Source organism: Mesorhizobium sp. BR1-1-15 (genome assembly GCF_020165475.1).
In the GTDB taxonomy this organism is placed as follows: Bacteria; Pseudomonadota; Alphaproteobacteria; order Rhizobiales; family Rhizobiaceae; genus Mesorhizobium.
This window is the reverse complement of record NZ_JAIUIF010000013.1, coordinates 102,670-126,110: the sequence shown is the minus strand read 5'-3', so window position 1 is coordinate 126,110 and position 23,441 is coordinate 102,670. Positions and strand designations below refer to the sequence as shown.

The following is a 23,441-nucleotide window of genomic DNA, read 5'->3' as shown; positions in this document are numbered from 1 at the left end:
AAGAGGCCGATAACCATTTCGCGACCTTTAAGCCTTTCCCCTTGTCGGCCAGCTGTCGATTTCCAGTCCTGTTAATGTTTGCAGTTCAATGATGCTCATACAGGAATCCGTTGGCGAGAGGGCCGCCCCCCAAGATGTCGCAGCAGCCGGTGCAAACCGTTTCAGGCAAGCTCATACTGCTGATCAAGGCTGGTTATTGGCTGGCGCTGCTGATCATCGCCGCCATGGTGGTGGCTTCCTTCATCCTGCTGCAGCAGGTGATGGCCACCCAACGGCACAACCATACGCTGCTCGATATCGTCAGCACGCAAAAGACGCTGTCGCAGCGCATCGTCTTCCTCGCCGGTGCGACCGGTGCTGCTTCGCGCGACAAGCAGCCGGCGCTCGTCAACGCGCTCAAGCAGGCGACGGCGGAGTTCGAAACCAACTATGACCTGCTGCTCAAGCAGACGGCCGCCGATCCAAAGTCGCCGGCCAGGCTCGATCCGAAGACGATCGAGAACGTCCTTTTCGGCAAGCCTTTCCATCTCGACTATTTTTCCGTCGGGCTGGTCGCCAATGGCGAACGCCTGGTATCGGCCTTCTCGTCCCAACTCGCACTCGGCGACAATGGCGGCTACAAGGGCGGTTACGAGCGCGTCACCCTCGACGCCTCGGTCGCCAACGCAACATTGTCGGGCTATTCGGCGCTGGGCCAGCGCATCAGCGCTTTCGCCGACGAACGATCCGAAAAGATGCTCGATCTGCACCGCACGCTGTTTTACGCCACGATCGGCGTCATCGTTCTGGTGGCGCTGTTCATCTTCCGGCCCATGTCAAACGCGATCCTGCGCAAGACGCGCGAACTCGTCGATGCGCGCAATTCGATGGCCTTCATCGCCGTTCATGACGGGCTGACAGGTCTGCACAACCGCACATTCCTGACCGACCATTTCGACACGCTGATCAAGAGCGCGCATCGTCGGCGCGAACGTCTTGCGGTGGTGCAGCTTGATCTCGACCGGTTCAAGCAGATCAACGACACGCTCGGCCACGCCGCCGGCGACTATGTGCTGGTCATCACGGCCCAGCGCATGCGCGATTCCTGTCGGGCGTCGGATCTGTGCGTGCGCCTCGGTGGCGACGAGTTCGTGATGATCCTCAACGGCGCCGGCGGCAGCGAAGACATCAACATGCTGGCACGGCGCATTCTTGCGCACATCAACGAGCCGATCGTCTTCCAGGGCACGACCATTCTACCGGGCGCCAGCGGCGGCATCGCCGTCTATCCGATCGACGCCGACAACGCCCAGGACCTGCTGGTTCACGCCGATCTGGCACTTTACTCCGCCAAGAAGATGGGCGGCGGCAATTTCTCGTTCTTCTCCGAGGAATTGCGTCGCGAACTCGATTATCGCAAGCAACTCGAGCACGACATCAAGGTTGCCATTTCACAGCAGGCATTCCAGGTCTATTTCCAGCCGCAGGTTTCACTGAGCGACGGCACGATCAGTGGCATCGAGGCGCTGGTGCGCTGGAACCATGCCGAGCGCGGCATGATCTCGCCTGGCGAATTCATTCCCGTCGCCGAGAAATGCGGTTTCATGCCTGATATCGGCCGCATCGTCATCAGCAAGGCGATCAACGAAGCCGCCGAATGGAACCGCGACGGCATTGCTTTCGGACGACTTGCGGTCAACGTATCCGGAACCGAATTGCGCGAGCACGACTTCGATGCTTTCCTGTTCGAGACGCTTGAGAAGGCCGGCCTACCGCCGCAGAAACTGTCGCTGGAAATCGTCGAATCCGTCATTCTCGATGACGAGAAGACAGGCATCGCGGCAAAGCTACGCCATATCAGGGCCGCCGGCGTCCATCTTGAGCTCGACGATTTCGGCACTGGCTACGCGTCGCTCAGCCACGTCAATCCCAACGAGATCGACCGGCTGAAGATCGATCGCCGCTTCGTCCAGAACATCCATGAGAACGGTGACAACTCCAAGATCGTGCGCGCCATCACCGAGCTCGCGCGCGGCCTTGGTATCTCGATCGTCGCGGAGGGCGCCGAGACCGAAGCCGAACTCGATTCACTGATGGCCATCGGATGCGACCAGGTGCAGGGCTACTCCATCGCCTTCCCGATGCCGCAGGACAAAGCCCGTGACTGGCTGAGCGCCCGCATGCCGAAGAAGGCCAGGCTAACGGTGCTGCAGGGAAGCCTGGCGTAGGCAGCCCTCACCCGCGCTTGACAACTCATCACCGAGATGGCGCCCTGTGCAAACGGGTAGTTCCGATGCCGCTTCTGCTTGCTTTGCTGACCATGCTCGCCGCATTTCCCGCTTATGCAGTGGATCGCACCATCTATCTGACTTTCGATGACGGACCGCTGAACGGCACCAGCAACATCCTCGACGTGCTGGAAGCGCAGCAGGTGCCGGCGACGTTGTTCATGGTCGGCATGCATGCGCAGGCGAGCGCGGGCAACAAGGCATTAGTCAGACGCGCAAAAGCTCGGCCGCTGGTGACGGTCGGCAATCACAGCTACAGCCACGCCAACAACCGCTACCAGCATTTCTATGCCGATACGGAAGGCGTGGTGGCAGACATGCTGCGGGCCAACGCCGTGCTCGGCTCGCTCCAGCGGTTCATGCGAGGCTGCCTGGGCGCGACGTGTTCAGACTGCCTTCAATGTCGAAGAACGACACCTCGCTCGGCCTTGCGCAGGAAGGCCGTGAGGAGCCGGACTATGAATTCGTCGCCGCTTCCCGCTTCTATCTCTATGGCTGGGACCATGAGTGGGTGCATGACGACACAGGCAAGCCGGTGCAGAGCGTCGACCACTTGGTCAGCGAGATCGATCACCTGTTCGGCTATGGCCGCTTCGTCAAGCGCGGAAAGATGATCCTGCTCATGCATGACGAGATGTTCCAGGACGGCTTCGACGGCAAGACGAAACTGACCAGGCTGATTACAGCGCTGAAGCAGCGCGGCTATGCTTTTGGGACAATCCAGAGCTATGACGACTGAGCGGGCGATCCCTAGAGCGCGTAGTGTCGAAAGAGATTTACGTGGCGCGCCTGGACATCGTCAGCTTTCCACATTGGCCCGCAAGGTCGCCAGCACTTGCGCAAACTCCGCCAGCCTGTCGTCTGACAGGCCCACGCGCAGCCGCTTGTCGAAGGCAAGCGCCGCCTTGCGCAGTGTCTCGAACATCGCCTCTCCGGCCTCTGTCAATTCCACCAGATGGACCCGGCGGTTGACGGGGTCGCGGCGGCGCGTCAGCAATCCCTGCGCCTCCATCGCGTTTAGATGATGGGTGAGCGTCGCTCCCTGTATGCCGATCATTCCGGCAAGCTCACGCTGGTTGGCAAGCTTGCTCGATTTGACCGACAGCAGAGTAAGCCAGACGGGCAACGTGCCGCCCGCTTCAACCAACGCGGTGTCGAAGGCCTGTGCAACAAGCTTGGCGGTGCGGCCGAGATTCATGCCGACCGGCGGGCGTTCAAAGGGCGTCATGGCAGGACACTAGACGGTGTTTTCCACGGATGGAACTGGCACTCATTTATACATTGACATCTAACAGTTAGATCTCTAACTATTTAGGCGACGGCGGGCAAGAGAGGAGAGCTGGTATGCAATATGTCTACATCATCACCATCGGTCTTCACGTCATGGCGGGGGTGTTCTGGGCCGGCACCACCATCACGCTGGCGCGCGACCCCGAGATCCGGGCTGAACGCTTCATTGGACCGCAAATGGGAGCGGCCGGCATGGTGTTTCTCACCGGTGCGCTGCTCTGGTATTTTTTCCATGGTGCCTATTTCGGCCCGATGGAAATGGTGCTGGCCCTCGGCATCGTTGCCGCCTTCGCTGCGGCTGGAGTGCTCAGCACCATGGTCCGCCGCACCAGCACGCAGCTTGTTGGCGCCGACGCGGCCACCGAACCTGCCCTGCGCGCGAAGATGGCCCAAGGCGAGCGAATCGCCGCCTGGCTGCTGGTTCTCACCGTGCTCTGCATGGCCACCGCCAGAATGTTCTGATCACGGATCGTACGGTGCCGGCGCAAGCAGGCGGCGTACGCGGCGCGCAACGAACCAAGGCAGCAGATGGCTCTCCTTGCGGAGGTTCCGTTGCGCGCCTCCTCGAAATTGTTAGCGACAGCAGCCTTTCAAATCCTTAGCCCGAACCGGATGCCGTCATAGATGGCGGCGTGGATGTTGCGCGAGGCGACGGCATCGCCGATGCGGAACAGCACGAAAGATCCTTGCGGATTGCGGTCGGGAAAAATGTCGCCGCCACTCACCAGCCGCTCATAGTCTATGGCGCCGCCGTTCGTCGCCAATGGCTTCAGCGAGAGATAAAGGTCGTCTAGCGGCGCCGTGCCATGCTCGACCACCACCTGGTCGACCCGCCGCTCGCCGCGCCAGCCGTCGGCGAAATCGGAGGCAAGCTCGGCAACCAGTTGATTGCCCTCGCGGCGCACCGAGCGCAGCCTTGTGTTGATAGTGATGGTGACCCCCTTCTCCTGGAAGGCGCGCATGTAGGGTACGTGGTTCATGCCGCCCATTTCCGGCGCGAAGAATCGCTCCGGCGAAACCAGTTCCAGCTTCGAACCGGCGGCCGCGACGAGTTCCGCAGCGCCCATTCCCTGATGGCCGCCATTGTCGTCATAGAGCAGCACGTTTTCAGCCGGCTTGACGCTGCCAGCCATGATGTCCCAGCTCGATGTGACAAGAGTGTCGCCCGCCGTCAGCGGCGGATTCTGCGGCAGTCCGCCGGTGGCGATCACCACGACATCGGGCGACAACGCCAGAACGTCGTCCTTCTCGGCCCAACTGTCGTAGCGGATCTCGACGCCGAGCCGGTCGAGTTCGGCCAGCCGCCAGTCGACGATGCCGATCAATTCCTTGCGGCGCGGGTTCTGCGTCGCCAGCCTGACCTGCCCGCCGGCCTGGCCCGATGCCTCCAGCACCGTCACCTGATGGCCGCGCTCCGCGGCCACGCGCGCTATTTCCAGTCCGCCTGCACCAGCGCCGATGACGACGACTTTTCGCTTTGGTCCCTCGGCCTTGGTGATGATATGCGGAATGTCCGCCTCGCGGCCGGTCGCCGCATTGTGGACGCAGAGCGCCTCGCCGCCTTCGTAGATGCGGTCGAGGCAGTAGGTGGCTCCGACACACGGGCGGATTTCGTGCTCGCGCCCTTCCATCACTTTGCGGACGATGTGCGGATCGGCGATGTGGGCGCGGGTCATGCCGACCATGTCGAGCTTGCCGGCGGCGATGGCGTGGCGCGCGGTTGCGACGTCGGAAATTCGCGCCGCGTGGAAGGTCGGGAATTTCGTCGCCGCCCTCACCTCGCCGGCGAAGTCGAGATGCGGCGATGAGCGCATGCCGGTCACCGGAATGACCTTCGTCAGTGCCGCGTCGGTCTCGATCGAGCCGCGGATGATGTTGAGGAAATCGACCTTGCCTGATGAGGCCAGCCGCCTGGCGATCTCGACGCCCTCCTCTTTCGACAGGCCTTGCGAAAAATCCTCGTCGGCGACCATACGTATGCCGACGACGAATTTTTCGCCGACGGCCGCCCGCACGGCGTCGAGAACCATGTCGGTGAACCGCAGCCGGTTGTCGAGCGAGCCGCCGAACTCGTCGTCGCGATGGTTGGTGGACGGAGACCAGAAGCCGTCCATCAGATGGCCGTAAGCCTCGAATTCGATGCCGTCGAGACCGGCGGCCTGGCAGCGCTGGGCGGCGGAAGCATAGTCGGAAACGATGCGCTCTATATCCCAATCCTCGATGGTCTTGGGAAAGGCGCGATGTGCCGGCTCCCGCACCGGCGAAGCCGACAGCACGGGCAGCCAGTCGGCCTTGTTCCAGCCGGTTCGACGGCCGAGATGGGTGATCTGGATCATCACCTTGCAGTCATGCTCGTGGCAGGCGTCGGCCAGTTCCGCGAGCCATGGCACGATCCCGTCATCATAGAGATGCAAATTGCCGAAAGCGGCCGGGCTGTCGCGTGAAACGATGGCCGAGCCGGCGGTCATTGTCAGCGCCATGCCGCCCTTGGCCTTCTCCGTGTGGTAGAGCCGGTACCGCGCCTTGGGCATGCCGTCTTCCGAATAGGCAGGCTCGTGGCTGGTCGACATCACCCGGTTCTTCAACGTCAGATGCTTGAGCTGATAGGGCTGGAGAAGCGGATCGTTGCTGGTCATCGTCTTCCTGCGGTTTCAAATTGTGTTATTGAGCGGCCAGATGCGCCGCCCCTGAGTGGATTGCGGCGTTTATTCCAATCTTCGTTCGCGCCGACCGCCATGGAAGCGTGCTTCCGGCGACAGGCAGACAAGGAGCCGTCCATGATCGATACCAAAACCCTCACCCAGCTCGGCGCGCATGTCGAGACGCCACAGAGCCCGGAAGCGGCGGTCCTGGAAACCGTGCCGTTTTCGCGCGGCGACGGCCCGCCGGCCATCGTGCGCTTCACCTGCCCGGAATTCACCTCGCTGTGCCCGGTCACCGGCCAGCCTGATTTCGCCCATATCGTCATCGACTACGCACCCGACGCGGCTCTGGTGGAATCGAAGTCGCTCAAGCTGTTCATGACCTCGTTCCGTAATCATGGTGCTTTCCATGAGGATTGCACCGTCATGATCGGCCGCCGCATCGTGGCGGCAACGAGCCCGCTATGGTTGCGCATCGGCGGCTATTGGTATCCACGCGGCGGCATTCCGATCGACGTGTTCTGGCAGACGGGCGCGCCGCCGGAAGGCGCCTGGCTGCCCGAGACCGGAGTGGCGCCCTATCGCGGGCGAGGCTAGCTCGAACCATCATTCGCATTGGTACTGGCTGAGCGCCCATTCACCGGTCACCGATAGCAGGTCCGATATCTTCCATTCGCCGTCGACCCTTTTGAACTTCCACTCAAGGCGGTGCGGGTTGCCGGCGACGACGAAGGCGACGATGACCTTGGCCTGATCGCCATTGATCGCCTCGAGCGTCTTCAGGCTCTTGTCGATCTCGGCCTTATCATAGTCGGCATTGTCGAGCGCCATGTTGGGGTCGAGGCACTCGCCCTGCCCGGATTTGCGCAGCGCATCGCTCTTGTCGAGCACCGTTTTCGCCGGATCGACGAAATGGCGGCGCTGCGACGGATCGACCTCCAAGCCGACCTGGTCGTAGAATGGCCGGACCACCGCTGTCGGCGAGCCCGGCTGAATTGGGGCGGCAGGTTCGCTCGGCGAGGCAGCCGGTGGTGTTGCCGGCTCGGCGGCTGCGCGAGGTGCAGGCGCTGGCGGCGACCCGTTGTCGTCGGGCGCGGTGGCCGCCGGAGCGTTTGCCGGCGGCGCGCCGAGCAGCCCCTGCGCGGCGCCGCCACTCAAGTCCGCCGCCATAATGCACACGGCCGACAGTGCCAGGAACCGGCGGCGGGCCATCGGATCACTCCGGATCTTGGCCCGCCAGGCATTCGAGCTGGCTCAGCGTCCAATCGCTGGTCTTCGATGCGATGTCCGATATCCTCCACTTGCCGTCGATCTTCTTCAGCGACCAATGCATTTCGCGTTGTGCATCGTCTCCTTCGGGAAAGAGGCTGAAGCTCGCCACCACCTGGGCAGTATCGCCATCCACCATCTCGGACACTTTCAGGGTCTTGGAGACGGTCTTCTGGTCGAAATCCTGCGCATCGAGGCCCGGATCGAAATCGATGCAGGCGACCTGGTCCGGATTCTTCCTCGTTGCCTGATCGTTGAGGTCGAACAGTCTCGTCACCGGCTCGGTGAAGCGATCCCGGTATTTTGCGTCGGCCTCGAACTTGACATCCGGAACATAGAAGAACTTCACGGCGTCCGACGCCGGACCGGCCAGGGCGACAGCGGGAAAGGCCGTCGCAAGGGCGGCAAGGAGCACTGTCAGTCTCATGCAGAATCTCCGGCTTTTGATGGCTTGGCGCAATCCAGTAGCACGCATCCTGCATATCGGCTTTTTTGCGGCTCATGAAGCCCGCGGCCGCGTCGCGGCCGATGCAGGTCATCCGACAGTCGTGCGTGCCAAGACTGCGATCAGAGACCAAGCGCCACCTTGCGGCCATCATGGATGGCAAAAGCCGCCTGCCTTGAGGCGGTGCAATCACCAATCGACGTGTGGGCAATTTTGCGCCTGTCGAGTTCGACGGAAAGCATGTCGGCTGCCATATTCGTCGTGGCGAAGACCAGCGCATCGGCTTCGACGTCCTGCTCGGTTCCGTCGAGCAGGGAAGCGACCCTGGCGGCCTTCCCGTCCCAATGAACGATGGCGCTCTCGGTCAAAAACCGCACCCGCAGCCTGACGAGTGCGCGGCGCAGCGGCGCGTCGACGGCCATTCGCTGAAGCTCTTTGCCAACCAGGGCGTCAGGTGTCACAAGCGTCACATTGTGACCGTCCTCGGCGAGTTTCCAGGCGGTGCCGCACCCTTTCCAATTGCCGCCATCGTCGAGCAAGATAACATTTTTGCCTGGTCTCGCCTCACGGGCCATCACGGCTTCGGCCGAGAGAACCAGCCCGCCGCCCGGGATGCTTTCCCACTGCGGCAATGCCCGTTGGAAAGCGCCGTCTGACGGCATCGAGCCGGTTGCGATGATGACGTGGTCCGCGCCTTCGCGCTCGACATCCTCCGCCTCGACATATTGTCCGTACCGGACGTCGACCTGAAGCTGGCTGAGCTGGCGCTGGCACCAGTCGATCAGATCCAGAATCTGGGCGCGGCGCGGTTGCAGCCCCGCAAGGCGGAACTGCCCCCCAAGACGGTCGGAAGCCTCGGCCAGCGTGACACGGTGACCGCGTTCGGCTGCTACACGCGCCGCTTCGAGGCCGGCGGGACCGCCGCCGACGACCAGTACGCGCTTGGGTTGGCTAGCCGGGGCGAAGCGATCTCCGCCCCATTCCCATTCCCGCCCCGCCGAGGGATTGATGACGCAGCTGATCCAGTAGTCGCGGCTGCGTCGGCCCCAACACATCTGGTTGCAGGACAGGCACCCGCGAATGTCTTCCGGCCGTCCGGCGGCGGCCTTTGCGGCCAGGTGCGGATCGGCGATCTGCCCCCGCACGATGGAAACCAGATCAGCGTGGCCTTCGCTCAGCACACTTTCGGCATTCTGCGGCGTACGGATGTGACTCTCGGCGGTGACCAACGCGTGGCGCACGGTGGATTTGAGCACGGACGCCAGGTCGGCGCCGAGCTTTTCCGGATAAACAAAGGTCGGGATGATTTTGTAGAAATCGAAGTAGGAGCCCGTTCCACAAGTCACATAATCCATCAAAGAATCGCGGTCGTGGAGGTCGATTATCTCGGCCAATGCTTCGCGCTTCAGCGCCACCTCCACTTCCGGTTCGTCGTTGACCGCAAGGCCGATGATGAAATCATCGCCGCATTCCCGGCGAATTCTGCTCATCACCTCACGGCTCATCCGGGTGCGATTTTGAAGGCTGCCGCCCCACCGGTCGTCGCGGCGATTCGACCAGGGCGTCCAGAACTGGTCCAGTATCGAATGATACGCCGCCCAGACCTCGACGCCGTCGAAACCGGCCTCGCGGCAACGGCGCCCCGCCTGCACGAAACCGTCGATCGTTTCTTCGATCTCGGCTTCGGACATTCGATGCGAACCGTCAGAGTCGTGATAACTCGGCAGTCCGGAAGGGGACCAGCCGGCATGGAACGAGTTGTCCGCGTCCGCGTGCTGACCGACATGATAGAGCTGCTGGATGGCGACGGCGCCATTGCCGCGGATCGCTTCCGTCACTTTGCGGAAATGGGGGATCACGCTGTCGTCGGAAGGACGGAAGTTGCCGCGGGTAAGAATCGCGGCCCGGTGCACCGGCATCGGCTCGACGACGATCATGCCCGCGCCGCCGATAGCGCGTTCGGCATAATAGCCGACATGCCGTTCTGTCGGCAGTCCCTCTACCGCCATGTTCGCGGTATGGGCTCCGAACACGATCCTGTTGCGTAAGGTCTTGCCGCGCAGAGCAATCGGCGTGAACAACCGGTTGAAGACCTGCCCAGACATGTACCGCTCCTCAAAAGCCCTAGCGGCAGCACCCGAGCGCCAGCGCCCGCAGCCATAATCGATTTGCCGGACAGCCGGCACCTGAAAGGGTGCCGGCATTCGCCAACCATTGCAGCTAGGCGTCCAGCCAGACGTTCTGGAGGTCCATTTCAAAAGTCTGGTGGACGCCGTAGTTCTTCACCTTCTTGCTCGTATGACTGTAGAGCTTCTGCCAGAACGGCTGGATGATGACGCCGGAATCCTGCAGGATCTGCTCGACATCCTTCATCACCTCCTTGCGCTTGGCGACGTCGATCAGCGATAGCGCCTGCTTGAGCTTGGCGTCGAAATCGGGATTCGAATACGCCGATTCATTCCAGGCCTCGCCGGTGCGATAGCCGAGCGCCAGCACCTGGACGCCGAGCGGGCGCATGTACCAGATCGTCATCGAATAGGGATATTTCGTCCAGTCGTTCCAGAACGTCGAGCCCGGCAGCACCGTCCGTTTCACCTTGATTCCGGCCTCGCGCAGCTGGCCCGCGATGGCATCGCCGGTGTTCTTCTGCCAATCGTCCTCGATGGTGATCAGCTCATGCTCGAAGTCGGCCTGACCCGCCTCCGCCATCAGCTTCTTGGCGCCGGCGGCATCACGCTCCTTCTTGGGCAGCGGATAATATTCCGGATGGATGGGGCTGACATGGTGGTTTTCGCCGACCGTGCCGCGACCGCTGTAGCCGAGCTGCAGCACCGCGTTGTTGTCGACCGCCATCTGGAGCGCGTTGCGAACACGCTTGTCATCGTAGGGTTTGTGCGTGACGTTGGTGCGCGCAACCAGGGTGGTCGCGGTCGCCACCTCCGATTTCTCCAGCCCCATCTTGTCGAGGATGTCGATAAAATCGGCAGGCGACTCGAAATTGAGGTCGATTTCGCCGGAATCGAAGGCATTCACCGTGGCGTTGAAATCGGTGCCGTAGTCGATGAATTCGACGCCGTCGAGCGGAGCTTCGCCGCCCCACCATTTGCCGTTCTCGCGGCGCTTGACGACGGCTTTCTGGCCGACATCGTAAGAGACCAGCTCGAAGGGTCCGGTGCCGATCGGCTTCTTGATCGGATCGGCGCCATCGGCATCGAAATTGCGGTGGACGACGAGCGCCGGATAGTCGGTGAAGTTCGGGATCAGCGAAATGTCGGGCTCGGAGAGCTTCAGCTTGACCGTGTTGTCGTCGACCTTGGTGATCGCGCCGTCCCTCGCCTTGCCGGTCTTGGCGTCGATCAGCGCGCCGACACGCGCGGCCATGGAGTTGCCGGCGACGCCCTTCTCGCACCAGCGCGTCACATTGTGCACCACATCATCGGCGTTGAAGGTATCGCCATTGTTCCAGGTGATGCCCTTGCGCACATGCAGCGTATATTCGGTGGCGTCGTCGTTGATGTCCCAGCTTTCGAGCAGCACCGGCTCGAAGGTGAACTGCCTGGTATAGCGCACAAGCGGCTCCAGCCAGGTGCGCGAGATGTTGGCAAGCTCAACCCAGTCATAGGTGCGCGGATCCTTCTGCGCCTTCACCGACATCGAGACATGCAGCGTTCCGCCCTTCTTCGGCTCCTCGGCCAAGGCGTTCGTCGGCGCGGCAAGACCGATCATGCCATAGGCCAGAGCCGTCGATGCCCCGAAGGCGCTTGCCAGCGCCAGGAATTCGCGTCGGTCGATCCGACCCGCACGCGCCTCCTTTGCCATCGCCTCTATGGCGCTTGGAACACGATCACCATTGCTTTTGAAAAGCGTCATTTTTTTCCTCCCTTGTGGTTCCCGTCAGATCTTCGTCCTGTCAGCTAACGCTGTCCGGCAGTTTCTCCTCGCGCAGCGCGATAAAATCCCTGAGACCGTCTGCGATGCCCTCATCGAGCTTCGGCTCCTCATAATCGGCCAGCATGTTGCGCGCTTTCTCGCGGCCGCGCGTGTCATGGTCCTTCGCCCCTTCGGCCTTCCACTGTTCGTAGGAGTTGAAATCCATGATGCTGGGCATGAAGAAGGCTCGCTCGAAATGCTCGAGCGTGTGCTGTGTGCCGAGGAAATGGCCCTGCGGCCCCACCTCGCGGATGGCGGCCATCGCTTCCTTGAAATCGTCGAACGGCAGCCCGCCGGCATATTTGTACCAGCCGACGAGCTGTTCGCAGTCGGTCGCGAACTTCGAATAGCCGCAGGTGAGACCCGCCTCGAGCCATCCGGCCGAGTGCCAGATGTAGTTGGCTCCGGCAAGGATGGCGGCATGCATGAGCATGTTCGCCTCGTAGCCGGCCTGGGCATCGTTCAGCTTCGAGCCGACATGGAAGCCGGACGTGCGCCACGGCAGCCCGTATTTCCGCGCCAGCGCGCCCATCAGATACATCATCTGCGCGGCCTCCGGCGTGCCGCCCATCGGAGCGCCGGTCTTCATGTCGACCGTGACCATGAACTGGCCGTAGATTTGAGGCGAGCCGGGACGCAGGAGCTGGGTGAACGCTACACCGGCAAGCGCCTCGGCATTGACCTGCGCCACCGCGCCCACGGCCGAGGCCGAGGTCGAGGCGCCGCAGAGCGCGAAGGGCGCCAGGATCAGCGGCTGATTGTGACGGGCATAGACCTTCATCGCATCCAGCATGGTGGCATCCCATACCAGCGGTGAATTGCAGTTGGTGATCGACACCAGCACAGGGTTGTCGCGCACGTAATCCTCACCGAACACGATGCCCGCCATCGCCATCGTGTCTTCCGCCCGATCCTTCGACGTCACGATGCCCATGAACGGCTTGTCGGAATGCTTCAGCGCCGAACGGATGATGTGGAGGTGACGCTTGGGCACCGCTATTTCCATCGGCTCACAGATGATCGAGCTCGAGGAATGCAGGGCCGGCGCCATGTAGGCGAGCTTGTGGAAATTGTTGAGGTCGGCGAGCGTGCCGTAGCGCCTGACATTGTCGAGGTCACGCACATAAGGCGCGCCATACATCGGCACGAAGATGGAATTCTTTCCGCCCACGCGCACCGTACGCTCAGGGTTGCGCGCGTTGAGCGTGAACTCCGACGGCACCTTCGAGACGAGCTCCATCAGCAAGGCGCGGTCGATCCGCACTCTTGTCTCGGAGACGTCCGCGCCGGCGGCCTTCCACATTTCGATGGCCTCATCGTCGCGGAACTCGCATCCGACGTCCTCCAGGATGGCGAGCGATTCCTGGTGTATGAGTTCCACTGCCTCGTCCGGCACCATCTGATAGACGGGGATTTGGCGGACCAGTGTCGGAAACGACGTTACCGGAGCTCCCCGCAGCGCCTTGCGCCCCAGGCGGCCGCCGGCTCGACGATTGGCGTGTTCGGTCACAGCGGCCGGTGCGTTCATGGCAACTCCATTCCTCTTATACCTCGCAGCCTAGACGCACAAAACAGGAATGTGACGCTGGAAAATCCTGATCTCTTGTATAAGCTCTGCTTATGCGAAACCTGCGCCACCTCCTGCCCTCGGCCGGCAGCCTGATCGTCTTCGAGGCGGCGGGCCGCCTGTCGAGCTTCACCGCCGCCGGGCGAGAGCTCGGCATGACCCAGGCCGCCGTTTCCTACGCGGTGCGCGGGCTGGAGGAACAGCTCGGCGCCAAGCTGTTCCAGCGCCGTCACCGGCAGGTCAGCCTGACGGAGGCCGGCGAGCGTTTCCACGCCGACGTCTCGCTGGGCCTGTCCCACATCCGCAAGTCGGCGGAGGATCTGCGCCTGCAGGCGACCGGCGGCCACGTGACGCTTGCCGCCTCAACTGCGTTCGGCTCCTTCTGGATGATGCCGCGGCTGCAGCAGTTTCGCGACGAACTGCCGGGCATTGATCTGCGCATCCAGACCGCCGACCGCGACCTTGACATCATCGCAGAGGGCATCCCGCTTGCCGTGCGCGGCGGCGAACCGAGGGACTGGCAGGACTATCATTCGCTGCCGCTTGCCGACGAAGAGATCTTTCCCGTCGCCGGCACCAGCTACGCGGCGAAGTTCGGCCTGCCCAAATCGGTCGCGGAACTGGCCACGCACCGTCTCATCCATCTCGAGGAGCCCTATCGCGAGGCGGCGAGCTGGAATGAGTGGTTCGAATCGGCCGGCGCCCGTCTCGGCGATACCGCACGCGGCCTGCGCATCAACGATTACGGGCTGGTAATCCAGGGCGTCATGGAAGGGCAAGGCATCGCGCTCGGCTGGCGCCACCTTGCCGAGCGGATGCTCGCGACGGGACTGCTGGTGCCGGTGACGGACCATGTGCTCAGGACCGGCAAGGCGTTCTATGTCATCTGGCCGAGGAACCGGGAGCTTAGCGAGAATGCCCGCAAGGTACGGGATTGGCTGGCAGCGCAAGCGTGAGGTCGTTCACTGTTTTCACCGTACTTCACCCTCGCCCGCTCGCCACGAATCCGCCTATACTGTCACCATGCCCATACGCCAGCTTTCCGAAACGATGATCAACCAGATCGCCGCCGGCGAAGTCATCGAGCGCCCGGCAAGCGTGGTGAAGGAACTGGTCGAGAACGCGCTTGATGCCGGTGCAGGAAAGGTCGAGGTCGTCACGTCAGGCGGCGGATTGAACCTGATCCGTGTCACCGACGACGGCTTCGGCATCCCCGAACAGGAGCTATCGCTGGCGATCGCACGCCATTGCACCTCCAAGCTTGCCGAAGACATCCACGACATCCGCTCGCTCGGCTTTCGCGGCGAGGCGCTGCCGTCGATCGGCTCGGTGTCGCGGCTGTCGATCCGCTCGCGCACGGCGGCAAGCGACAGCGCCGCCGAGATCGGCATCGAGGGCGGCAGGATCTCGCCCGTCAGGCCGGCGGCGGCCAATTGCGGCACCACCGTGGAGGTGCGCGACCTTTTCTTCGCCACCCCGGCAAGGCTGAAATTCATGAAAGGCGAGCGCGCCGAAAGCTCGGCGACCAGCGACGTGGTCAAGCGCATCGCGATCGCCTTTCCGACCGTTCGCTTCACGCTCACCGGTTCCGACCGCGCGACGCTGGAATTGCCGGCGACCGATGACAGCGCGGACGGACGCCTGCGCCGCATCGCCCAGGTGATGGGGGTCGAGTTTCCCGACAATTCCATTGCCATCGATGCGATGCGCGAAGGCGTGCACCTGACCGGTCATGTGTCGATCCCGTCCTTCACCCGCGCCAACGCGCTGCAGCAATATGCCTATGTCAATGGCCGGCCGGTGCGCGACAAGCTGATCGCCGGCGCTATCAGAGGCGCCTTCGCCGACGTCCTGCCACGCGACCGCCATGCGGTCACGGTGCTTTTCCTGACACTCGACCCGGCGATCGTCGACGTCAATGTCCACCCAGCCAAGGCGGATGTCCGCTTCCGCGACCCCGGCCTGGTGCGCGGGCTGATCGTCGGCGCCATCCGTCAGGCGCTTGCCGAAGCCGGCATCCGCGCCGCCACTTCCGGTGCCGCCGGCATGATGGCGGCGTTCCGGCCGGGAGCGACGTCATACGCCCATGGCGGCCCGGCCAATGGTCACCGCAGCCACGAAGCGGCCTACCGCGCCTCGGGCTCTGCCGGTTTCGACCGCGCACGCTCGCCGCAACGGCCACTCGACATGGAGTTCCAGGGTTCAGGATTCGAACGAAACGGCGGGTTCGGCGAAAACGAGCAGGCGGCGTTCGATGCCGGCCCGATCGCCAGCGCCGACGCCCGGGCGGGACAGGGCGAAGCGGCGGAGACGCTGCTTGGCACGGTGCTCGGTGCGGCACGGGCGCAGGTGCATGAGAACTACATCGTCGCCCAGACCAGGGACTCACTTGTCATCGTCGACCAGCATGCCGCGCATGAGCGGCTGGTCTACGAGGCGTTGAAGAACGCGCTGCACGCGCGCGCCGTGCCGTCGCAGATGCTGCTTCTGCCGGAGATCGTCGACCTGCCTGAAGAGGATGCCGAACGGCTCGCCACGCATTCCGAAACGCTCGCCCGCTTCGGGCTCGGCATCGAGCGTTTCGGGCCGGGCGCCGTGGCCGTGCGCGAGACACCGTCGATGCTGGGCGAGACCAACGTCCAGCAATTGGTGCGCGACCTCGCCGACGAGATCGCCGACAACGACACCGTCGACACGCTGAAGGAAAGGCTGGACAAAATCGCGGCGACCATGGCCTGCCATGGTTCAGTGCGTTCCGGCCGCCTGCTCAAGGCCGAGGAGATGAACGCGCTGCTGCGCCAGATGGAGGCCACGCCCGGCTCCGGCACCTGCAACCACGGCCGCCCGACCTATATCGAACTCAAGCTGGCGGACATCGAAAGGCTGTTCGGGCGGCGGTGAAGTTTGGCCCTATGTCGGCAAGGCCGGGCGCCATCGGTCACTTCTTTTGCTGGTAGTTCCTGGCGGAACGATTGAAAATGTAATCCATCGTGTGTCCGTTGCCGCCGCCACGAAAGTTCACGGAGATGATGTCCTTGCGACGCTCCACCCATTTCTGGACGTTCATGTAGATAGGCGTCATCAACATGCCCGCATCGCAACCATCGTCATCGAAAGGGATTTGCTGGACGACCTTGCCGCTGGTCTTCTTGATGACCTGCATTTTCGTCATGCAAATCCCTGAACCGGTGTTTGTGTAAAGTCCGGCAAACCGGTCGGCAGCGGTCTCAGCCCAAAAGGGAATTTCGACAGTTCCGTCGAGTTTCGCCTCGCCCGTGTCGTCCAGGCTTGCAACCTTCTTCAGCGTGACCGGAAATTTGTCCGCGCCTTTGCGCCAGGTCCCTGTCGCACCGCTTTCGCCGATGTCGAGGGAAAGCGGGCAATTCGTGGTATCGACTGGTGTCTTCGATCCCATCACCATGATGCGTTCAAATTCCTGGTCGTCCGAAATCGCGCACAGCGAGAGCCTGGTGCCGCTGACCGTGCCGTAGAGCGCGATCGGACTCTGCCTGGCGTCGTAGAAATAACTTCCCTCGACCGTTATGCCGCTGCCATAGCTGTCATATGTCTGAAGCGATAGATGAACGGGATCGGGTCCTATCGACCCTTCGTAGTTCTCCACGTGATACCAGCCGGCGACGGCCTTTTGGCTCAGCAGCAGCAAGCAGAAAAACGCGGCCACGAACGCTCTTCCCATCCCGATCCCCTCCATCAGCGCAAATCAGGATAGCGCGCCTTATGCCCGTATCACAGGGGTTGCCGGTTGAAGCAGCGCGACTTGTGGATTTGAGTGGGAAAACAGCCGCAACTCTCTGATTTACCGTTTCAAATTCACTACGATGACGCCCCCTAGCGCCAGCGCGCCGCCAAGCAGGCCGAGCAGCATCGGGACTTCGCCCAGCCAGAAGAAGCCGATCAGGGCGGACATGGGAGAGACCAGATAAAGGAAGTTCGAGGCACGCGCCGCAGGCAAGCGCGAAAGCGCCGTCGCCCAGGCGGCATAGGCGATCAGGCTCGGCACGACGCCGAGATAGATGACGGCGCCCAGCCCCCCCATATCGGCGACCGCCGCCTGCGAAAAAGCTGCCGGCAGGAAGGGCGCCAGGCAGAGCGCGCCGAGCACCATATTCGAGGCCGCAATGGTCAGTGGATGATGGCGGGCGAACAGCGGCTTCTGGACGATGGTGTTGACCGCCGAACAGAGCGCCGATCCCAGCACCAGGAGCGCACCCGTGTCGAAATGCAGGCCCTGTCCGTCGGCCATGGCGATAATGCCGATGCCGCTGAAGGAAATGGCAGTACCGACCCAGGCCATCGTCGAGAATCGTTCGCCGAGCAGCGCCATCGCCATGATGGCGGTGAAGATCGGGCTGACATTGATGATGAAGCCGGCGGCGCCGGCCGAAACCGTCAGTTCGCCGAAATTGAGCATGGCGGTGTAGAGCGCGACGAAAACGGCGCCGCCAAAGGCCAGGCGCCACAACTCGCCTATGCGCGGCAGCGTCGGCCGCCTGACAGCAAGGAAGATCGCCGCAGGTACCGCGGCGATGGCAAAGCGCAGGGCGCCGAGTTCGAGCGGCCCGAACGCGGCGAGGCCAGCCCGGATCGCCGGAAAGGCCGAGGCCCAGCCAATCACCGTCAGCGCCACCGCTACGGCCGCGGTGGTGTCCATCCGCTGTGCTGGATTCAACGTGCTCGTCATCGCCCTCATCTCATCGTCCTCCCGTTCTTTCGCCTCTCGATGGGGAGAAAACGCTTTTTCGGACCAATTGACAAACGACCAAATCGAGGGTCAGCTGTGACTATGGATCACAGCTTAGACGACATCTTGCCGCTCGAGACACTGCGCGCCTTCGATGCAGCGGCACGCACGGGGAGTTTTTCGGCAGCCGCGCAGAGGCTCAATCTCACCCATGGCGCTATCAGCCGGCAGATCGCCAAGCTGGAGGGCTGGCTTGGCCTGAAGGTTTTCGAACGCGGGGCGCGCGGCGTGACGCTGACGAACGAAGGCAATCGCCTGCATCTCAGGACCACCGAAGCCTTCGCGTTGATCTCGGTCAATTCGGACCGCTGGGTTGAACCGCGCGGCACCGCAGTGGTGCGGCTGGCCTCGATCCCCTCGGTAAGCGGCCTATGGCTGATGCCACGCATGGCGGCGCTTGAGAATGATCCCACCCGCCTGCGCATCGTGCTGGATGTCGACAACCGCCAGGCCGATCTCGCCGATGAAGGCATCGATCTGTCGGTGCGCTGCGGACGCGGCCGCATCCCGGGCCGCGTTTCGATGCAGTTGTTCGAGGAGTATCTGTTTCCGATCGCCTCGCCGAGCCTCGCGCCGGAGATCGGCTGCGGCGACCCGGCCCGGCTGCTCAAATTCCCGCTGATCAACGATTCCGACGCATCCGGCTGGCGCGCCTGGTTCGCCGCGCAGGACATGGATTACCGGCCGCGCCCGCAGGACCGACGCTTCGAAGACTACAATCTGGTGCTCGATGCCGCCGCACACGGCCTGGGCATCGCCTTGGCGCGCCCGCCGCTCACCGAACACCAGATACGGTCGGGGCGCGTCGTGGCCGTCGACGATCGTGTTGTGCTCAATCCCGTTTCCTACTGGCTCGATCGTCCCGCCGGAAGGCCCCGCGCCGCTGCCGCCGACCTGTCGCGCCGCATCGCGGCCCAGGCCGGTGTGTCGGCGGAAAAGATCGAACACTTCATCGAAGCCGACACGTAGGTTTCAGAGCAGTTCATCGTTTCACGGAAACGGCGAACCGCTCTATGTCTTTGTTTTGCGCAATTCCATAGGGAAAGCGCTACGCGCTTTTCCCGGGAAAACCGTACACACTTGCTTTAGCGAATGGCCAACCAGACAAATGCAATGAGCGCGGCAACCGGCAGGCCCGTTGCGATGGGGCCGATGCCGACCGCGCCTTGTTCGCGATTCCCCGGTGCGGCTCCCTTTGGCTGGCCGGTCATGCGCCCCGGCACCACATTGTCGGCTGACGCCTTTTGCACGACGGATACCCGCGGCGAGACGAACGCCGGCCACGAGAGCGGCGCGGGCCGTGCAGCCCCACCGTCTTCGGATCTTGTGACCGCCACTGGCACGCTGCGCTGAGCCTCGTCGCCTGGCGACGTCTGCTTGCGCGCCGCAATCTCGGAAACGGTCTTTCCGGCGGTGTCCATGTCCGGCTCCATCGCCGCCTGATAGGCCCGCACGATCTGCGGTGCGGCCAATTGCTGCGACGTCTCGACCGACGCGGGCGGCAGGGCCGCCAACGCTTCCAAGGCCGGTTGCGGGCGCAAGGCCGGCAGCGGCGGTCGCAAGGCCATCTTGACCAGCGCTGCCTTGAGCGCATCGGGTTTCGCCGACGGCACCGCCTGCGGCGTCATCGCCTCCTTGAGCAAGGAAGCCGGCCGAGCGGAAGAAATGTCCATGATGTCCCCACCAATGGTACTCTTCGGCTCATCAAATAGGATATCAGCATTGCCTCGAGCTTGTCCCATGCTTGACCTTGCCGGCAATTTGTGGCGATGAACTCGGCATGAAGCTCGGCACCAAAGCATGATGAACCGTTTCGAAGGCCCCGGCGGCAAGGAAGCCCGTATCCGCTATCTCGACGGCGACTTCCAGGTGACGAGCCCCGGCGCGTTCGTGCGCTGCGCCGTGACCGGCGAAAGCATTCCGCTCGACGAGCTGAAGTACTGGAGCGTCGAGAGGCAGGAGCCCTACATCAACGCCGCGGCCTCATTGCGCCGCGAGATCGAGGCGCATCCGGAATTGCGCAAGCGAAGCTGAGCAAATCCCGGAATGCGCAGCGGTTTCTATCCGCCGTTGCGTAAAAACCAAGAAGCAGAGCGGGTCGGCGATTCCATCGAAGGCTGAACGCCTTAGCCCTTAAGCTTAAGTTTACGCTGGCGCCAGGCATCGAGCGTCTCCTCGATGATACGTTCGGGAACGTGGTCGAGCTCGAAGACCGCGTCGATTTCCAGCACGTCGAGACGATCGAGAAAGTCCTTCGAAGCGCCGTGGCGCAGCCGGGCGGCATCCTTGGCCGTGGTGATGAGGCCGAGCCCTTCGGCGCGCGCGGTGGCCGCCAGTTCGGCAAGCTCATCCTCGGCGTAGAAATGATGATCCGGAAACGGCCGCTTCAAAGCCACCTCGCCGCCGGCCTCCTCTACCGTGTCGAAGAATTTCTCGGGGTGGCCGATGCCGGCGAAGGCAAGATAGCGTTTGCCGGCGAGGCGTTCCTTGCCGCTCGGCTCGGTGTGAGCCTCGAAGATCGGCCGGCCGGCGCGCGCCGCCTGGCGCACCACCGCGTCGGCGGCGGTGCCGTCACCCATCTTCAGCAACCCGCTGGTGAAGACCAGCTGATCGACGACCCTGGCCCTGAGCGGCCCGCCCGGGATGACACGGCCGTTGCCAATGCCGTACCGCGCATCGACGACGACCAGCGCATAGTCGATATGGATGCGCGCGCTCTGGAAACCGTCATCCATGATCAGGAAATCGCAGCCATGGTTTTCCATGAGCAGCCGTGCTCCGGCGGCGCGGTGCGGCGTCACTGCCACGGGCGCGTGTTCGGCCAGCAGCAGTGGCTCGTCACCGACATGCCTGGCGCTGTCGTGTTTGATGTCGACGACATGCGGCTCGGCGAAGGAGCCGCCATGGCCGCGCGAGAGGAAACCGGGTTTGAGCCGCATGCGCCTGGCGTGTTCGGCCATGGCGATCGCCACCGGCGTCTTGCCCGTTCCGCCGACGGTGAAATTGCCGATGCACAGAACCGGCGCTTCGATCTTCTCGCGCCTGGCCCGCCGCATGCCACGTCCGGCGACAAATGCATAGACTGCCGACAGCGGCGACAGCGCGAAAACGCGCCAGTCCGGCTCCTCCCACCAGAATGGCGGTGCTTCGGAGGCCATTTTAGCGCCCGTTCGCGCCCTTCAGGCGCGCCTTGACGACCAGCGGCTGGATATAGGGCTCAAGCGACTTCAGCGTGCGCGCCAGCGCGCCGCGCATCTCATCGACGGTCGCGGCGCCGGCCGCCATCATCTCATGGCGCGCGACTTCGTTGGTGAGCAGGAAGTTGACCGCACCGGCCAGCATGTCGCGGTCGCGCACCAGCTTGGCGCCGCCGCTGTCGAGCAGGCGCTGGTAGGCCTCGCGGAAATTCTGCACGTTGCGTCCGGCAAGGACCGCCGTCTCGAGCATGGCTGGCTCGAGCGGGTTCTGGCCGCCTTCGGAGGTGAGCGAACGGCCGACAAAGGCGATCTCGGTCATCCTGAGATAGAGTCCCATCTCGCCGATAGTATCGCCGAGCAGGATGTCGACATCGGGCCCGATCCTGTCGGCCTTGCTGCGCCGCGCTACCTTGAGGCCCATGCCGGAAATCTGCTCGGCCAAGGCCCCGGCGCGGTCGGGATGGCGCGGGACGACGATCGTCAGCAGGCCGTGGTGACGCTTGTGCAGCATCGCATGAACCTCGGCGGCAACCACTTCCTCGCCGTCATGGGTCGAGATCGCCGCCCAGGTCGGACGGCCGCCAATCTGCCGCTGCAAGGTGGCCAGCGCCCGTTCGTCGACGGGCGGCGGGTTGGTGTCGACCTTGAGATTGCCGGAAACGGTTACCGGCCGGGCGCCGAGCGCGCGGAAACGCTCGCCGTCGACATCGGACTGGGCAACGACATGGGCAAGGTTCTCGAACAGCGCCTCGGCGATGTTGGGGCGCTTCTTCCAGGACGTGAAGGAGCGGTCGGACAGCCTGCCATTGACCAGAACCTGCGGCACGTGGCGGGCGCCAAGCTCGAGAATCGTCATCGGCCAGATCTCCGATTCGGCAATGATCGCCAGATCCGGCTTCCAATGGTCGAGGAAACGGCTGACCGCCGGCTTGAGGTCGAGCGGCACATACTGGTGGATGATGCGGTCGCCCAATCTCTCGTCGGCGACCTTGGCCGACGTTACCGTGCCGGTCGTCAGCACGATGTTGACCCCGTAGTCGAGTATGCTCTCGACCAGGGGAACGACAGCTATGGTTTCGCCGACGCTCGCGGCGTGGATCCAGATAACAGGCCCATCGGGGCGAGGCCGGCCGGCGACGCCGTAGCGTTCGCGGCGGCGGTTGCGGTCTTCCTTGCCGCGCGAGGTGCGCCAGGCAACATAGGGTCCGACCAGCGGATAGGCGACAGCGCCCGCCAAACGATATGCCGTCAGCATGGTACGCGCCCAGCGACCGCTCATCGCGGGGCATCCACGAGACGGTAGGCCTCGGCGGTCGCGGCATTGAGCGAGGCCGTCACTTCGAGGCGCTTGCGCTCCATCTCGGCGTCATCGGCATTGGCCGGCACGAAAACCGGTGTACCGATGATGATGGACGAGCGGCCGAACGGCAGGTTGATGGTCGTCTTGTCCCAGCTCTTCTCCAGCACCTTGCGGCGGCTGGTGGCAATGGCCGCCGGCAGGATCGGCCGGCCGGAGAGCCGCGCCAGGAGCACGATGCCAAGCCCCGCATCGCGCGGCGTGCCATGGGGGATGTCAGCGATCATGGCGACGTTCTTGCCGGCGACGAGCGACTTTTTCAGGGCGATCAGTGCCTTGGCGCCGCCCTTGTCGAGATGTTTGGCATTATCGCGCCCGCCGGAGCCACGTACGGCCTCGATGCCGAATCTCTCGATCATCAGGGCGTTGAGTTCGGCATCGGCACTGCGCGACACCATGGCGACGAGCGGCCTGCCGTTGGGGTAGTAGGCCGGCGTCAACAGATGCTGGCCGTGCCAGAGCGCAATGATGCCGGGCTCGAACTGGGCATAGGCACCGCCGGTCAATTTCGCCGAGCCGTCGACGACGCGGTTGGTCAGGCGCACCAGCCGAACGAACTGCGCCAGCAGGCCGACGATGATGTTCTTGACGAATCGCGACTGCGCCAGCGGCTTGCGGATCCTGCGCCAGAAGGCCTTGGTGGCGCGGCTGCGGCCCCTGCCCGTCGGCGTAGCCTGGCCGGGCGGCGCTTTCGCCAGATCATTATCCATCGAAG

The 23,441-nt window shown here is 63.4% G+C and carries 21 protein-coding genes and 1 pseudogene; 9 read left to right on the top strand and 13 right to left on the bottom strand.

Annotated features, from left to right (window positions below; genetic code table 11):
* Positions 1 to 134 precede the first annotated feature (134 nt).
* From LB541_RS21345 to LB541_RS21335, 3 genes and pseudogenes are all read left to right on the top strand, one after another.
* Complete coding sequence (locus LB541_RS21345; protein ID WP_140494180.1) at positions 135 to 2,207, top strand: putative bifunctional diguanylate cyclase/phosphodiesterase; 2,073 nt, start codon at positions 135 to 137, stop codon at positions 2,205 to 2,207.
* Between the two features lie 65 nt (positions 2,208 to 2,272).
* Positions 2,273 to 2,548 (top strand): annotated as a pseudogene (locus LB541_RS21340) (polysaccharide deacetylase family protein); the annotation flags it as partial.
* A gap of 119 nt (positions 2,549 to 2,667) precedes the next feature.
* The gene (locus LB541_RS21335) at positions 2,668 to 3,006 is read left to right on the top strand and encodes a hypothetical protein (RefSeq protein WP_224619555.1); all 339 of its coding nucleotides are present in this window, start codon (positions 2,668 to 2,670) and stop codon (positions 3,004 to 3,006) included.
* Positions 3,007 to 3,066: 60 nt separating this feature from the next.
* Here the strand turns inward: LB541_RS21335 and LB541_RS21330 are convergent, their stop codons facing one another.
* Positions 3,067 to 3,465, bottom strand: coding sequence for a MarR family winged helix-turn-helix transcriptional regulator (locus tag LB541_RS21330; protein ID WP_224619525.1), 399 nt, complete (start codon positions 3,463 to 3,465; stop codon positions 3,067 to 3,069).
* Between the two features lie 146 nt (positions 3,466 to 3,611).
* Here LB541_RS21330 and LB541_RS21325 point away from each other — a divergent pair, with 146 nt between their 5' ends.
* Positions 3,612 to 4,019 carry a hypothetical protein gene (locus LB541_RS21325; protein ID WP_140494186.1) on the top strand — a complete coding sequence of 136 codons (408 nt, stop codon included), beginning with the start codon at positions 3,612 to 3,614 and terminating at the stop codon, positions 4,017 to 4,019.
* A gap of 128 nt (positions 4,020 to 4,147) precedes the next feature.
* Here LB541_RS21325 and LB541_RS21320 read toward each other — a convergent pair whose 3' ends face one another.
* Positions 4,148 to 6,193 carry an NADH:flavin oxidoreductase gene (locus LB541_RS21320; RefSeq protein ID WP_224619524.1) on the bottom strand — a complete coding sequence of 682 codons (2,046 nt, stop codon included), beginning with the start codon at positions 6,191 to 6,193 and terminating at the stop codon, positions 4,148 to 4,150.
* Between the two features lie 141 nt (positions 6,194 to 6,334).
* Between LB541_RS21320 and queF the strand changes: the two genes are divergently transcribed.
* Positions 6,335 to 6,796: a preQ(1) synthase gene (gene queF / locus LB541_RS21315; protein WP_140515582.1), complete on the top strand. Its 462-nt coding sequence runs from the start codon at positions 6,335 to 6,337 to the stop codon at positions 6,794 to 6,796.
* A 9-nt stretch (positions 6,797 to 6,805) separates the two neighbouring features.
* On the opposite strand, the gene LB541_RS21310 is transcribed toward queF, so the two are convergent.
* The 5 genes from LB541_RS21310 to LB541_RS21290 form a co-directional block, all read right to left on the bottom strand.
* Positions 6,806 to 7,411 carry a hypothetical protein gene (locus LB541_RS21310; protein WP_140560535.1) on the bottom strand — a complete coding sequence of 202 codons (606 nt, stop codon included), beginning with the start codon at positions 7,409 to 7,411 and terminating at the stop codon, positions 6,806 to 6,808.
* A 4-nt stretch (positions 7,412 to 7,415) separates the two neighbouring features.
* On the bottom strand, positions 7,416 to 7,895 hold the full coding sequence (locus LB541_RS21305) for a DUF3828 domain-containing protein (RefSeq protein WP_140565146.1): 480 nt from the start codon (positions 7,893 to 7,895) through the stop codon (positions 7,416 to 7,418).
* 140 nt (positions 7,896 to 8,035) lie between these two features.
* Complete coding sequence (locus tag LB541_RS21300; protein ID WP_224619551.1) at positions 8,036 to 10,018, bottom strand: FAD-dependent oxidoreductase; 1,983 nt, start codon at positions 10,016 to 10,018, stop codon at positions 8,036 to 8,038.
* A 115-nt stretch (positions 10,019 to 10,133) separates the two neighbouring features.
* Entirely contained in the window at positions 10,134 to 11,783 is a 1,650-nt protein-coding gene (locus LB541_RS21295) for an ABC transporter substrate-binding protein (protein ID WP_140728241.1), read from the bottom strand.
* Positions 11,784 to 11,823: 40 nt separating this feature from the next.
* Positions 11,824 to 13,371, bottom strand: a complete 1,548-nt coding sequence (locus tag LB541_RS21290; protein ID WP_224619523.1) for a trimethylamine methyltransferase family protein — start codon at positions 13,369 to 13,371, stop codon at positions 11,824 to 11,826.
* Positions 13,372 to 13,463: 92 nt separating this feature from the next.
* Here LB541_RS21290 and LB541_RS21285 point away from each other — a divergent pair, with 92 nt between their 5' ends.
* Both LB541_RS21285 and mutL read left to right on the top strand, forming a co-directional pair.
* A complete protein-coding gene (locus LB541_RS21285; protein ID WP_140515572.1) occupies positions 13,464 to 14,366 on the top strand; it encodes a LysR substrate-binding domain-containing protein in 903 nt (300 codons plus the stop codon).
* 67 nt (positions 14,367 to 14,433) lie between these two features.
* Positions 14,434 to 16,311: a DNA mismatch repair endonuclease MutL gene (gene mutL, locus LB541_RS21280; RefSeq protein WP_224619549.1), complete on the top strand. Its 1,878-nt coding sequence runs from the start codon at positions 14,434 to 14,436 to the stop codon at positions 16,309 to 16,311.
* A 37-nt stretch (positions 16,312 to 16,348) separates the two neighbouring features.
* On the opposite strand, the gene LB541_RS21275 is transcribed toward mutL, so the two are convergent.
* Both LB541_RS21275 and LB541_RS21270 read right to left on the bottom strand, forming a co-directional pair.
* Complete coding sequence (locus tag LB541_RS21275) at positions 16,349 to 17,092, bottom strand: hypothetical protein (protein ID WP_224619522.1); 744 nt, start codon at positions 17,090 to 17,092, stop codon at positions 16,349 to 16,351.
* A gap of 135 nt (positions 17,093 to 17,227) precedes the next feature.
* On the bottom strand, positions 17,228 to 18,121 hold the full coding sequence (locus LB541_RS21270) for a DMT family transporter (RefSeq protein ID WP_140665393.1): 894 nt from the start codon (positions 18,119 to 18,121) through the stop codon (positions 17,228 to 17,230).
* 93 nt (positions 18,122 to 18,214) lie between these two features.
* Here LB541_RS21270 and LB541_RS21265 point away from each other — a divergent pair, with 93 nt between their 5' ends.
* A complete protein-coding gene (locus LB541_RS21265; RefSeq protein ID WP_140673241.1) occupies positions 18,215 to 19,141 on the top strand; it encodes a LysR substrate-binding domain-containing protein in 927 nt (308 codons plus the stop codon).
* Positions 19,142 to 19,257: 116 nt separating this feature from the next.
* On the opposite strand, the gene LB541_RS21260 is transcribed toward LB541_RS21265, so the two are convergent.
* Entirely contained in the window at positions 19,258 to 19,845 is a 588-nt protein-coding gene (locus LB541_RS21260) for a hypothetical protein (RefSeq protein ID WP_224619520.1), read from the bottom strand.
* 127 nt (positions 19,846 to 19,972) lie between these two features.
* Here LB541_RS21260 and LB541_RS21255 point away from each other — a divergent pair, with 127 nt between their 5' ends.
* Positions 19,973 to 20,206 (top strand): DUF2093 domain-containing protein, encoded by a 234-nt coding sequence (locus LB541_RS21255; protein WP_140494196.1) that lies wholly within the window; start codon positions 19,973 to 19,975, stop codon positions 20,204 to 20,206.
* 92 nt (positions 20,207 to 20,298) lie between these two features.
* Here the strand turns inward: LB541_RS21255 and lpxK are convergent, their stop codons facing one another.
* The 3 genes from lpxK to LB541_RS21240 are packed head-to-tail and all read right to left on the bottom strand — an operon-like array spanning position 20,299 to position 23,436.
* Positions 20,299 to 21,330 (bottom strand): tetraacyldisaccharide 4'-kinase, encoded by a 1,032-nt coding sequence (lpxK, locus tag LB541_RS21250; protein WP_224619518.1) that lies wholly within the window; start codon positions 21,328 to 21,330, stop codon positions 20,299 to 20,301.
* A 1-nt stretch (position 21,331) separates the two neighbouring features.
* Positions 21,332 to 22,648, bottom strand: a complete 1,317-nt coding sequence (waaA, locus tag LB541_RS21245; protein WP_140494199.1) for a lipid IV(A) 3-deoxy-D-manno-octulosonic acid transferase — start codon at positions 22,646 to 22,648, stop codon at positions 21,332 to 21,334.
* Entirely contained in the window at positions 22,645 to 23,436 is a 792-nt protein-coding gene (locus tag LB541_RS21240; protein WP_224619515.1) for a lysophospholipid acyltransferase family protein, read from the bottom strand. Before LB541_RS21240 ends, waaA begins: the two co-directional genes overlap by 4 nt.
* Positions 23,437 to 23,441: the final 5 nt, after the last annotated feature.